Source organism: Candidatus Erwinia haradaeae (assembly GCF_900699015.1).
GTDB classification, from domain to species: Bacteria; Pseudomonadota; Gammaproteobacteria; order Enterobacterales; family Enterobacteriaceae; genus Erwinia_E; species Erwinia_E haradaeae_E.
In genome coordinates, this window is the sequence record NZ_LR217737.1 from 178,290 (window position 1) to 193,037 (window position 14,748).

Sequence of the window (14,748 nt, forward strand, 5' to 3'; positions counted from 1 at the left end):
ATAAGTAGTATTAAGTGATGTAATGAGTATTTATCACTGTGATTACGAAGATCGAGCTATAAATTTTTATATTAAATTTTAACAAGAGGAGCTTTTATTATCAAACTTGTTTTGATTAATTTATAAGATTACATGAATATTATGATTCATAATCTAGTTTTTGAATTATTTTTAAAAGTGAATAATTTTATAATTAGATTAAGAATAGTATATTTATCTATCAATTTAATGATTATCTCTAATCAATAAGATTATTGTTATAATAAAATCTTGATTTTAGATAATGTATTAGTTCTTAGGCTATTATTTGCATATATTATAAAATAGGATTTTTTGTTTTGATAAGTAAGAATACAAAGCACATACTTTATTTTATTTTTGAGTACAAGAAGTTATCAGGATTTGGTAATTTACAAGTATGTATTTGATTTATTAATATTATTGTTAGTTTTATTTCAACTAATTTTTGTGAACAGGGAAGGTAATTAGTAATCATTAGTTTAGAAGTATTGTATATATAAGTATATTTTATATACTAACATAGTATGTTCAGTCTATCGTAATAAGATATAACTTTTTTGATTCATTGCTGTGGTTAAGATATGAATAATATTGATAGATCATGATCTATCTGTCACACTTGATATGTTTATTACATAAACTACTGAGTTCTAGATAATTCTAGTTTTTTAAGTTATTTTATTATAATTTAAGTTTATAGGTTTAATGATTTTATCAAACTTAAATTTGTTATTATAGAATGAGTAATATCTGTTAGTGACCGGATTGGTGTACAATCTGTTTCATTACTTTATAAGGATTTAACTATGAATTTAACTTCCATACCTTCTGGAAAAAATTTTCCACATGACATCTATGTGATTATTGAAATTCCTGCATATTCTTATCCAATAAAATATGAAGTTGATAAAGAGACTGGTGTGGTATTTGTAGATCGATTTATACCTACTGCTATGTTTTATCCATGTAATTATGGATATATTAATAATACACTTGCTACAGATGGTGATCCAGTTGATATCTTGGTTCCCACTCCTTATCCACTTCAGATAGGTTCTGTTATTCGCTCTCGGCCGATTGGTCTTTTGAAGATGAGTGATGAATGCGGTCAGGATTCGAAAGTTATCGTTGTTCCAGTTCATCAGTTAAGTAAAGAGTATAATCATATAGAAAATATAAGTGATCTATCAGATTTGCTTCGAAGACAGATTGCACACTTCTTCGAGCACTATAAAGCACTAGAAGAAGGGAAATGGGTTAAGATTGATGGTTGGGAGGGTGTTATTTCTGCAAAAGATGAACTTGTTTCTTGTCATCAGCGTTTTCATAGTCAAAAAAGTACTTAAGTACAATGATATATTATCATTATACTTTCTCTAATTATCATGCAATTCATATAAATGAATTATCAAAATTTCATTGAGTGTTAAAACTATTAAGAATGAGATCAGTTAGAAAAAAATTTTTATTCATGTTGTTATTTTATATAAATCTTGCTCGATATATTATACAATATCTATATCTGAGAAATAGTGGTTAAGTATAGTAATTTATTATTCATTTATGGATGTCATTTTTTAATAAATTTTTATTAAATAATATCTATATATTGAATTATAATAGATAAATGAATTTATTTATTATAAATTACCATAGTCGTTTTAGATGTATATAAGTATAATTGATGCAGTGATTGATTATTCAAAATATATGAAGCTTTAGTTAGGTTGAAGGATTGATATTTTTTATTTTTTTATAATTATATCTATAACTTTTTAAATTAATTGTTATATTGATTTAGATCAAGATTTAATTAGTTAATACATATATTGTTTTATTCTTTTAAGAAGAATCATAGTATTAAATATTACGGTCTAAGAGTAATCAATTCTAAGTGTAGTATATTAAAGATGATTGTTTTTTTGATTAATGATTTTTACAAAATAATAGATTAAATGTGTTAATATAATACTATTTGTTTTCATAAAGATTAATAAAGAATTTAATTCAGTATGATATTAGTGATAATATCTTGATATATTGTTTAATATGTATATATATAATTAATTGAATGCAAATAAAATAAGAAAGCATCACTTAGTAATTTTATTATTATAGATTTATAATATGTTAAATCAGATTTTTTCGCATAAATAGAAGATATTTGATTATCGATATCAATATATAAATTATAGTTTTTAGCATAAAATTATTATTCAAATATTATTTATTAGAGTAATTTACTTTAAATATACTATTTATAATATTATGGTTATAATTATTGGTTCGTATTCACATCATAGCTTATGTCGTATAGAGAACATTGCTAGCAATATACCATGATTATTATGTGATTATCTTCATAATGATTAATTAGGTGATTTTTTAGTACTTAGTATTATACACTGATAGTATTCATATTTTTTATAAAGTTAGAATCGGAGATCTATACTAGTATATTGCTGAAGTTTAGTTAATTAATTCGGTCATAATTATATATGGATAATGGGATAGGATTAGATTAGATTTATTGTGATATATTGATTAGTTTTAATTTTTTATTAAAGACTAATAGATAGAAGAAACATTTCTCTATGGCTATAGCATAGATATTTTTATGACATTAAGAATCTATCTCGATGAGATAAGTTTGTTTCAGATATAAATAGATTGAAATATTAATTGTTATTAAAATTTTTTAATGTCCCATTTCATTGGATTTTTATAAACAATTAAAGTAAACATTGATATTCTGTATGCAATGCTATATCAAGCAGTACATGTGTAATTATGATTATTGGATCATGGGATTTTTAATTTTTATAAGTATGATAATCTATTAATGTTTTTACACATTATTTAAAATAAATAAGCGCTATAAGTATTACATGGTGTTTACCAGTCATCTGATAGGCTTTAATTTAGACCAAGAATCTAATTTTCTTATTACAGATAATGGTATTTGAAAGAATAAATAATAAAAGTATAGGTGATGATATTAGTTTGATCATGATATCGCTATATGTAATTTATCCAAGATAGATCAATCATTATAAGTGGCTTTTTTATTAGGTTTTTTAGAAACTGTATTATTTATAATACAGTTTCTATTTAGATATTTATAAAGGTAAGTGAAAAGATTGATTAGATTATGTACGCTGATATGATTGAGAACATTACTTTTGAGTTAGTATTGTAGAGTAAGTATGTGTTATTGTATTTTACTATAAAAAGTCAAAATTTATTAAGTATTATCGATTTCTATTTATATAATAATCTTAATAGTTGTATGTTAATAATGTATATTAGCATGTTTATGCTAAGTCGTATAAGAGTGAATATAGAATTAATAAAAATTAATAGTTGTTATTATAAGGTATTTATAGAATAAAAGTGGCTATTTCATACATTAATTCTAGATTTATTTTTTAATTTAATTATTCATTAAATACCATCAAAGTAGTAGCTGTATGATACATATTTTATCTATAAATGTGATAGAGTAAGGGGGGCTAGCTTTTACAAAGCTAGATATAAGAATGAGTCGTTTTTAAAAATTATCTAAAATAAGATTTATAATTTATAATACTTATTATTCTGTTTGTATTGTTCTATAAACTGTAATGTATAATTTTACTGGTTAATTTATTTATTAAGATAAATATTCATTTTATGACTTAGGGTAGATTCGAGTTTAGAGTAAATATATTAATATTTTTAATAAATCAATAATATATGTAATATAATTTATGATTAATTATTAATTATTTCTTAAAATACTAGGTTTCTAGATCGTATTATCTATAAGTTTTTATTTTGGTTTTTGGAATAATTTTATCTAAGTTTTATATTAATTTTAAAATTAGCCTAATTCTTGATATCCATAATCTAGAAATATATTTACTAACTTTGACGATATATGTTCTAATTTGATATAGGAGGATGATGTGACCTTACCATATTCATCTAATTTATCAGGATGCTCGATTATTAGGTGTATCATAGGATTATTAATTAGATTAAAAGTAGAGCGATCCCTTTAATATAATAAAAGATAGAATGATAATTCTAGGGTTGATTGGCTTATTCCTATATAATATCGTTTTTCATAGATATTTAGGAGTTATAGATGTTAAAGACAACTGTTTTTAGTCAAATCATCCGAGGTGAGATTTTAGCGGATATATTATATCAAGATCAATATATTACTGCATTTCGTGATGTTTCACCCAAGGCTCCTATACATATATTGATTGTACCTAATATTCAAATTTCAACATTAAATGATGTTCTTAAAAGTGACACCTATATGCTAGGTCGGATGGTTATGACAGCGATATCTATTGCAAAAAATGAGGGTATTGCAGAAAGTGGGTATCGTTTAATTATGAATTGTAACAAAGATGGTGGTCAGGAGGTATATCATATTCATCTTCATTTACTAGGTGGTCGTCCTTTAGGAGCGATATTAGACAGATAAAAATATTAGGAATAATATTTATTATATTAATAATATTTATTATAGCATGAATAATGCTACGATGCATTTTTATAGGATTGCTTTCTTTGCTATATAACTCTTATTGGACTATAAAAAATTAATATATCTGTTTTATTGAAGGTTTTAAGGCATAGTAGATGTAGATTGCGTAAGGGTGTGATGGATTTATTGATGGAGGATCTGTTAATGTATAACTAGATTTTCGATCGTTGTAGTTTTATTGTTAATTTATGATTTGATTAATAAGATGATTAGTATTGAGTATTTGTAATTGTTTTATGGACCTATTGTATTTATATAATCTAGGGTAATTCTGATATCATGAATGGTGGAATAGTTTAAAAAATTAAAAACTTTCTTATATCTACACTTAATTAGTATAGATGATTAAAGTATGATAGAGTTTATATAGTTATTATAAATACAGTTTTAAGATAATTAAGATGTTTAGATGATATAATTTTAAAAACTTTATAAAAGAAATAAAAATGGGTGATTAATATTAAAGATTCTAATTCATATAAATGATGCTTGAATTTATAATTTTATTTATTTAATAAAGTGATTTACATGTCATCGAGGATTGAATAGATGTAAGGGCTATAGTATAGATAATATCTCTGATCAGTGCTCCGCGTGATAAGTCATTAACTGGTTTCTGCATACCTTGCAACATTGGTCCAATAGAGTTGATATGAGCTGTACGTTGTACTGCTTTATAAGTAGTATTGCCTGTATTTAGATCTGGGAAGATTAAGACAGTTGCCTGACCTGCTACTGTTGAATTTGGAGCCTTAGCTTGAGCTATATCGGTCATAATAGCAGCGTCATATTGTAGTGGTCCATCTATAATTAGATTCGGACATTTATTTTTTGCAATACGAGTAGCTTCTCGCACTTTTTCAACATCTGGTCCAGATCCTGACAAACCAGTAGAGTAGGAAATCATAGCTACTCGAGGCTCAATTCCAAATATTAAAGCTGAATTTGCGGATTGGATAGCAATTTCAGCTAGTTGTTCTGGATCTGGGTTTGTGTTAATGGCGCAATCTCCATATATTAAAACTTGGTCCGGGAGAAGCATAAAAAAGATTGATGAAATTAACACACTGTCTATTTTGTTTTGAATAATTTGAAGTGCTGGACGAATAGTATCTGCAGTAGTATGCAATGCTCCAGCAACCAGTCCATCAACTTCACCACACTCTAGCATCATAGTGCCAAGCATAATGTTATTCATCAATTGTTTTTTTGCAATATTTGTATCCATTCCCTTTTTATGTCGAAGCTCTACGAGACGATTGATATAATTTATACGTATATTTTTTGGATTAACAATTTCAATCTTTTCGTTAATCGTTATATTGTTTTCTTCCGCAATACTTTTAATTTTATTAGGGCTACCTAAAAGTATACAGGTTGCAAGACCGCGTTGCGCTGATATAGAAGCTGCTTGAATAATACGTGGTTCTTCGCCTTCTGGTAAGATGATTCTCTTATTGGATTGGCGTGCAAGATTCTCTAGTTGATTACAGAATTCTGATGGAGAGATACGGTAATTTTTGTAATCTGTCAGCTTAATATTAGAAATCCATTGAGAAGTTAAATTATCAGCTACATACTTCTGCATATTTTTCATGATTCGGATATTATTGCTTAGGGTTTCTAGAGTGAGCATGTTGATATCTAGTGATGCATCCCACCTGTGGTTTTTAATTTGAAAAACTGGTAATCCAGCTTGGAAAGCGTTTTTACATATCTTTTTGACAGATTCATTGATAATATCATGACCTGTTAAGAGGATAGCAGATATGTTTATATTGCTGATTGATGCGAGGCAGAAGGTAATAAGTAAATCTAGACGGTTTGCAGATATAACTAGCAGTGATTCAAGATGTAATAATGATAGTGTACTAAGTACAGTACCTGAACAGAGTTGGATTGATTTGATTTGACGGGTAGAAATAGCACCTTGATTAATAATATGAGCTTTCAAATAATGACAGATATCTATAGCGCATGGTGAGAGAATTTCAATGCTCCATGGTATATATCCTAGTATTGGAAAGGGCCCATTAGAACATAGTTTTTTCATATCTATATTATTTTGTAAAGTCGAATTAGAGGATTGTTGACTCTGTGTTAAGTCCTTGTTGTCATGATTTATATGTTCGGGTGGGGTATTCATTGCATTGATAATTACGCCAGTAATTTTTATGGTTTTTTTATTGTTAAAACTCGAGTGTATCATTGCAATACGTTCTTGAAGTGTCTGGTGAGAATGATAATCAACTTCTGTAACAAATATAATTTCAGCGTCGAGAGCGTTGGCAATTTTATAGTTTATGGCTAAAGAATATGGATTTTTGTCTGTTTCTTGTAGTCCAGCAATCAGTATGATATGATTTTTTGTTGTATATTGATATTTTTTATGTTGATAGTATGAAATAACAATTTCCTCTATGAGGGTCTCAATTTGACCAGATTTTAGGAGAGATGTTATATGATTGATTGGAATATCCTGAGGTATTAAAATATTCTTATAGTCTTGATAATGCATAGAACTATGATAGTGGTGAGAATTTTTTTCATTTTCTAGGGTGTTAAATGGTGCAAAGACACTTAGTTTTATATTTGTATGTTTTATTTTATATAGAATTCCTAAAATAATTCCGATCAATCTAATGCAGGTATCGGTAGGAATTAGTATAATAGGACGTGACATCGTAGTTTCTCCTAGATATTTATTCTAGATAGAAGAATAAAATATTTTAATATACTGTTATATGGATTAGGTATTCACTAGTATAAAAATAAATGTAATTAGGTTTCGTCTGATATCAATCATAAATAATTTTATTAGTTATTGATTGGTTTATTCTTATTTGATCATGATTGATAATCTATGTTATAGAACATACAGATGATGTTGTATAAAGAACGTATTAATTAGATAATGTCTTCTTATTTAAATATTTTTCATGGTTTTTATGAGATCGATATCTTATGAAATAAATGTTACTAACTAGTTAATCGGTTGGTTTCCTGGGCAATTACCAATTCTTCATTAGTTGGTAATACAATAATTGGTAAGTGACCTTTTTTATTGATATAACCAGATTTACCAGAATAGATAGAACGATTTTTGTCTTCATCGATTCTAATGTTTAGAAGTGCCAGTTTGTTTAGTGTTAGTTGACGGACCATAGATGAGTTTTCTCCAATACCTCCAGTAAAAATAACTGCATCTAAATGACCGTCCATTAACGTGGTATAAGATGCAATATATTTTGCTAATCGATGGCAATAAACATCCATAGCGCGTTTTGCGTGATCTTTATATATGTAGTTTTCTTCTAGATAACGACAATCACTTGTTACTTCAGTTAGTCCAAGAAGACCAGATTGTTTAGTAAGAAGTGATTTAATAGAATCCATACTCATACGTAGTATGTCATAAAGAAAAAAAATAATGGCTGGATCAATATCACCACTACGCGTTCCCATCACCAGGCCTTCAAGAGGTGTTAGTCCCATAGATGTGTCCAGGCATCGTCCATTGCGAATAGCTGCAATGGATCCGCCGTTTCCAAGATGACAGGTAATAATATTTAGTTCTGAACTAGGTTTATTAAGAAATTTAACTGCTTCTTGAGTGATATAAGAATGACTAATACCATGAGCTCCATAACGTCGGAGACCGTATTTTTGATAAAGTTGGTAGGGAAGCGCATAAAGATAAGAGGATTCTGGCATGGTTTGATGAAACGTTGTGTCGAACACCGCAACGTTTTTCTTAGATAAAAATGGGAATATTCTTAACGCTTCTTGAATGCCGATTAGGTGAGCTGGAATATGAAGAGGGGCAAATATAGAGGAATTTTGAATTTCTTTAATGCCCGCTTCATCTATAATTATAGATTGAGTAAGTTTAGGTCCACCGTGAACAATGCGATGGCCGATCGCTGAAATTTGATCTAAAAGTTTTGGTTTTTTTTCTTTAATGTGTTTGACTATAAATGTTAGTGCTTCTCTATGTGTAGAACCGGTTTCTAGATTTGTTTGTGTTCTCACTCCATCCATCATCCACCTCATACGAGTTTTTGGTGAATGGAAGAATTCAGCTAAACCAGATAAATATTGCTTATTATTTGTAGGATCAATAATAGCAAATTTTAAGGAAGAACTTCCGCAGTTTAAAACTAGTATAAGATTGTTTGACATAAATGATTTTACTCTGAAGATATGAGAAAAACATTAAAGATTTTGTATTAGTATATCAATAGTACACTATATATACGTAGATTTAGTTATAATATGCAGTATAAGATCGTACTTATCATTATAAAAACGTACTATAAACATATAAAAAAATATCATAAAGTATGATTATACTATTATTTTTAGTAATATTAATATATTTCTTTTTTTAATTAATTAAAAACATAACTGTACATTTTCATAGAATCCTATGGTAATTAATGTTTTTAGTATTCTTATGTTAATCATATTAGTATAAGTTTAATTGTTTTTAAATTGACTAGATTAATTTATTTTATCTTTATTGATATAATTTTCATTTATAAAATAAAATTTTGGTTTTAGGATCAATCACTTTGTTGATTCCATATAATGGATTGATTTATCATATTTTAGATAGTCATTGTATGTCTGTATAATACATACAGATAATAATATAATTATTCGTATTTTACTCTTGTTGAATTATAGTCCCTAAAGGTATTTTTTATCAATTTTTTATAGTATTCAAATTAATTATTCAATATATTTGGTTGACTTATATTGATAATGTTAGAGGTATTGAGTTTTTTGTTCATATTTTTATCATACAATATGTTAGAAATGAGAACTATATGTAGTTTTTTATTGTTGTTTATTGGAGACATTTTCTACAAGTAATTAGTAATATCATGTGGAAGATAGATAAAATTGTATTCATATGATTCATATCATGTTCAATATATCTATAAAGTTTTTATAACAGGATTAATAAGTGTTTAAATAGTAGGTAAGATTGAATAGGTAAGTGTATATATTAAAGTATGGTTTGGGTAGAATCTATATTCTGTCTTTAATAAAGATGGATTTAAATAAATCGTAAATTTTATAGTAAGATTATTATGAAAGAGATAGATATTAATTAGATTATTTAATAAATCTTTTGTATGAGGATAATTTAGATGTGCGGTAATTAAATTAATAATTAGACTGATATATTATTTTTATTAGATTAGATAGTCATATATTTTATTTAGATGGAATCTTGGTATGTAGTTTTAATAGTATGAAATAATTTTTAGGAATCATGAATTATCAGTTTGAGGATAACAAGTGTAGTCCTTGAAGAGATGAGTTATTTATTATTTGATGATCAAATTGAAATGTATCTTATCAACTTTATCTATAAGATTTTAGAAACAATTACTTTATTTGTCATTGTAATTTTTAGAGGAATATAATTAATAAGATTTAGTTGCTACTATTAGTAGAAATTAGACATCTAATATCTATGTTATTTATACTAAATATTTTAGTAGATATAAATTTTTAATATATTGAAGTAATTATATTAATATATATTATAGTACACATAAAATCTTATTTTTTAAATTTTATGATATATTAGAAGTAAATAATTCAATATTTTGTATTGAGATGCTGGCATCCATCTTTATTTACTATGTTGTTATTATAGGTAAAATATAATCAATGCAAGTAAAAGGATTCTCAAAAAGAATTTTAATTTGGTCCAATACTCATGGACGAACATCTCTTCCATGGCAACAAAATAAAACTTTGTATACAGTTTGGGTTTCGGAAGTAATGTTGCAACAGACATTAGTAGCTACTGTTGTTCCTTATTTTGAGCGTTTTATAATACGATTTCCTGATATTAAGTCTCTCGCGATATCACCACTAGATGATATCTTGTATCTATGGACTGGATTGGGTTATTATATTCGTGCGAGGAATCTACATAAATCAGCAGAACTTATTCTTAATAAGTATGATGGGATATTTCCAACAAGTCTAGAAGAGGTGTTAGCCCTTCCTGGAATAGGTCGTTCGACTGCTGGGGCTATTTTATCTCTTACATTGGGTAAGAATTTCCCTATTCTTGATGGAAATGTAAAGCGTGTTCTTACTCGTTATTTTTCTATATCTGGTTGGCCTGGACGGAAAAGTATAGAAAAAAAATTATGGGCAGTTAGCAGGGAAGTTACTCCTTCTTCTGAAACTGGAGAATATAATCAGGCTATGATGGATTTAGGTTCTCTTGTTTGCACTAACTCCAACCCAAGATGTTTTATTTGTCCATTGTACACAGGATGTAGTTCTCGTATTCATAGTTCTTGGATGCAATATCCAGGAAAGAAACCTGGTTTTACTTTGCCACATAAAAAAACTTGGTTTCTATTGATCCAGGTAGGAAAAAAAATTTGGCTTCAGAGGCGTCCGTTAAATGGGGTGTGGGCTGGTCTGTTTTGTTTTCCTGAATATAAAAGTGAAGTCGATTTGCGTTTATCGATAAAACAGTATTTATTGAGTAATCATAAAATATATCAAATGGATTTAATTCGTCATACTTTTAGTCATTTTTATTTAGACATCATACCTATTCGGGTAGAATTATCTACTATTTGTAACGTACATCATTATGGTGTTGGTGTATGGTACAACCTATTAGACCCTCCTTCAGTTGGACTATCTGCACCCATAGTTCGTCTTATTAATATTTTACGTTACTGAACTATAGATTATTTAATCATTTATTAAAAAGAGAATACATTATGAGTCGAATCATTTTTTGTACATTTTTACAACGTAGGGCTATAGGATTAGATTCTAAGATATACCCTGGTGATATAGGGAAACGTATTTTTACTGAGATTTCTAAAGAGGTCTGGTTCAGATGGGTTAGTAAACAAACAATTCTGATTAATGAAAATAAATTAAATCTTTTTAAGAAGCATGATCGAGAGGTATTAGAGAAAGAAATGGTTCAGTTCTTATTCAATAGAGATTCAGGATTACATTAAGGTATTACACTTATTCAAAGAATAAGCATTGTTGATTATTTAGTACATGCTTTTAATGCTGGTCTACATTTAAAATATGCATAAAAATTTAATTTATTTGTTAACTTTTTCGACATTATTGGTCTCTTGTTCTAGAGGGCAAGATGATTCTTTTCATAATATTCGGAGTAAAGACACTAATTCTTTTGATATCTTAATTGGGCAATTTGCTAATAATATTGATAAGATTTGGGGCATTAAAGAGGTGTTGATTGCTGGTCCAAAAGATTATGTGAGGTATAGTGATCAATATTATACGCGTAGTCATATTAATTTTGAATCGGGTTGGATTACTCTTGCAACTATAATGAGTAAAAATCCGGCAGCTAGTTTGCGTAAAGCTATTATTAATACCCTCTTGACTAGTGGTGACCCAGATAATCTTAATATTTATTCTGATACCAATGTTACTTTAAATCATCAAAAACCTCTTTTATATGGACAGGTACTAGATAATACTGGACATCCAATTTGTAACAAAGAACATGCTGCAAGTTATGCTGATTACTTAATTAAGACACAACAGAAATGTCGTCATTCAGGTTTACATCTTATCTGGTCTGTGACCATTCCAATGGTTTCTAATCATCTTGATACACGTATCCAAAAATATTTACCTATAGTACATAAAGTATCTGAGCGATACGGGGTCTCTCAATCTCTTATCCTAGCTATCATGCAGATTGAATCTAGTTTTAATCAGTATGCAGTTAGTGATTCTGATGCACTTGGATTAATGCAGGTTATGCGAAAAACTGCTGCGATTGATGTTTTTCGGATGAAAGGTAAATGGGGCAAACCAAGTCGCAGGTATTTATTGGATCCAGAAAATAATATTGATACTGGAGTAGCTTACCTTTCTATATTACAAAGTAATTATTTATCTAATATTATTAATCCAATTTCACGGAGATATGCTGTTATTGCTGCATATCATAGTGGTGCAGGCAGTGTACTACGTGTATTTTCTAGTGATAAAAATTGTGCTTTTCGTATTATTAATCAACTTTCGTCTTCTGAAGTTTATTATATACTAAGGTATCAGCATCCTGCCTCTGAGTCACGTCGATATTTATATAAAGTAAATGATGCACAAAAATACTACTACCGATATTCATAACAATCACTATATTTTAATATTTATTTTTTAAGTGATCAATTGGAATTGATTGTTTTTATATTTATTAAACTTTAAAAGTTTTGATAGTACAGTCTATTGTACAAATAATCTCATAAGTAATTGAAACTCAGTAAATGAATATTGATAAAAATCATTTTTCACTGACCTTAATAAGGTGTATTTAAAGTTGGTTTGGTAATATTTTATGACTATCTTAAGTAGATAGGTCTCACTGATTGAGACTATTTAGTTCCTGAAGATAAAGTTAGGGGGGTATATTATAGTAGATGTAAGGATTACGTAGTATGTTAATAAAACAAGATTAAATTAAATCTATGCTATGATGTCTATTTTTCTAAATAAAGAAGAAGGAATTTTTTTACATCATTTTACTATTGACTCTGTATGTTTTATTTTAAATAAATATTTATTAAATAGGTTTTTATAAAAATATTTTTTTTGAAAATTAATAGGTCTAGTCATAATAAGTAATTAAATTATTTAATATATGGTTATAACGTTATCTTAATTACATTAAATATGTTAGATAATTTTTTTTATTTAATATATGCATTTTAAACAGCATATTCTTATAATAGAAGATTATATCTTTTATGCCTTAGTCGTTATGTGAACACACAGATATCTTTATTCAATATTATTAGAATCATATTTCATTTACTAATTATGTAATTATTTGAATTATGTTTTTATTGATGAGTTTTTTATTTATGTAAAGAACTTTATTGTTTATGGAAACTAGTTTTTTAAAAAAAATATTGTTATATCTCTTTTTAAGAGAAATAATATGGTCTGAATTATACTATGAATAAGTGACTATAGTATTAATTTTAATTATAATTATAATTATAGGAATATAGTATTAATTTTATTTTTTATATTAATTATTTTAGTTTCGATTTAACTATAACGTTATAATAGAATTGATAGTTTATTTTTAAAGATAGTAAATAGGGATTTTTTTTATTTTCTTATATTTATGAAATCTATAACGTATATTACATTAAGTACATTAATAACAAGAATAAGATCAAATATTAGAAACTAAGTTGCAATAGGTTGCTATAAATAGACTCTATAATAATAGTTATTATAATATACATGAGTTTTTTGAGAATGAGATACCCAATGCATGATTTAAATGAGCTGAATACCTTAAGCAGCCGTTTTCGTGGTTTTTATCCTGTAGTTATTGATATTGAGACCGCTGGTTTTGATCCCAGAACTAATGCATTATTGGAAATTGCGGCAGTCACGCTAAAAATGGATAACCATGGTTGGTTAGGAAAGGATAAAATATTACATTTTCACGTCAAGCCTTTTCCTGGATTACTTCTTCATCCTGATGCTTTAGCATTTAATGGTATTGATCCATGTAATCCTCTACGTGGTGCAGTCTGTGAGTCAGAAGCTTTGCATGAAATTTTTCAATTAGTACGTCAAGGAGTACAGGTTAATGGCTGTAACCGAGCAATCATGGTAGCGCATAATGCTACATTTGATTTAAACTTTATGCAAGCTGCTGTAGAGCGAGCTAGCCTTAAACGCAATCCATTTCACCCTTTTGTAACATTTGATACTGCTGCCTTAAGTGGTCTAGTTTTAGGTCAAACGGTATTAGCTAAGGCATGTCTGACAGCCGGTATACCATTTGATAACGCACAGGCACACTCAGCATTGTATGATACAATTCAGACTGCAGATCTATTTTGTGAACTTGTAAATCGATGGAAGCGTCTCGGTGGTTGGCCATTAGTTGATCGTGAATAAGGTAATAATCTTTACCAAGAATTCAGTGAAATAACATACAATATTTATATATGGAGATGTATAAATTTTAATATAGTCTTTTTATAATTAAAAATTAAGTAGTGACTGACTAGGTCACTGTAGATAAAGAATTGTAAAAAATAGATTTTGTATTATAGTTAAGTTTTTTAATATATTACTTATTATTCTAAATCAATTATTTTATTACTAATTAA

At 27.5% G+C, this 14,748-nt stretch carries 8 protein-coding genes; 6 read left to right on the forward strand and 2 right to left on the reverse strand.

Features of this window, described 5'->3' with window-relative positions:
- Positions 1-827: 827 nt before the first annotated feature.
- The gene (ppa, locus tag ERCIPICE3303_RS00540; protein WP_157990815.1) at positions 828-1,367 is read left to right on the forward strand and encodes an inorganic diphosphatase; all 540 of its coding nucleotides are present in this window, start codon (positions 828-830) and stop codon (positions 1,365-1,367) included.
- Positions 1,368-4,150: 2,783 nt separating this feature from the next.
- Positions 4,151-4,501 carry an HIT domain-containing protein gene (locus tag ERCIPICE3303_RS00545; RefSeq protein ID WP_157990816.1) on the forward strand — a complete coding sequence of 117 codons (351 nt, stop codon included), beginning with the start codon at positions 4,151-4,153 and terminating at the stop codon, positions 4,499-4,501.
- A 574-nt stretch (positions 4,502-5,075) separates the two neighbouring features.
- Here ERCIPICE3303_RS00545 and pta read toward each other — a convergent pair.
- Both pta and ERCIPICE3303_RS00555 read right to left on the reverse strand, forming a co-directional pair.
- Positions 5,076-7,247 carry a phosphate acetyltransferase gene (pta, locus tag ERCIPICE3303_RS00550; protein WP_157990817.1) on the reverse strand — a complete coding sequence of 724 codons (2,172 nt, stop codon included), beginning with the start codon at positions 7,245-7,247 and terminating at the stop codon, positions 5,076-5,078.
- A gap of 296 nt (positions 7,248-7,543) precedes the next feature.
- Complete coding sequence (locus tag ERCIPICE3303_RS00555; RefSeq protein WP_157990818.1) at positions 7,544-8,746, reverse strand: acetate kinase; 1,203 nt, start codon at positions 8,744-8,746, stop codon at positions 7,544-7,546.
- Positions 8,747-10,252: 1,506 nt separating this feature from the next.
- Here ERCIPICE3303_RS00555 and mutY point away from each other — a divergent pair.
- The 4 genes from mutY (at position 10,253) to rnt (ending at position 14,533) form a co-directional block, all read left to right on the forward strand.
- Complete coding sequence (mutY, locus tag ERCIPICE3303_RS00560; protein ID WP_157990819.1) at positions 10,253-11,293, forward strand: A/G-specific adenine glycosylase; 1,041 nt, start codon at positions 10,253-10,255, stop codon at positions 11,291-11,293.
- Positions 11,294-11,334: 41 nt separating this feature from the next.
- The gene (locus ERCIPICE3303_RS00565; protein ID WP_157990820.1) at positions 11,335-11,583 is read left to right on the forward strand and encodes an oxidative damage protection protein; all 249 of its coding nucleotides are present in this window, start codon (positions 11,335-11,337) and stop codon (positions 11,581-11,583) included.
- Positions 11,584-11,659: 76 nt separating this feature from the next.
- Complete coding sequence (gene mltC, locus ERCIPICE3303_RS00570; protein ID WP_157990821.1) at positions 11,660-12,742, forward strand: membrane-bound lytic murein transglycosylase MltC; 1,083 nt, start codon at positions 11,660-11,662, stop codon at positions 12,740-12,742.
- A 1,149-nt stretch (positions 12,743-13,891) separates the two neighbouring features.
- Positions 13,892-14,533 carry a ribonuclease T gene (gene rnt / locus ERCIPICE3303_RS00575; protein ID WP_157991276.1) on the forward strand — a complete coding sequence of 214 codons (642 nt, stop codon included), beginning with the start codon at positions 13,892-13,894 and terminating at the stop codon, positions 14,531-14,533.
- Positions 14,534-14,748: the final 215 nt, after the last annotated feature.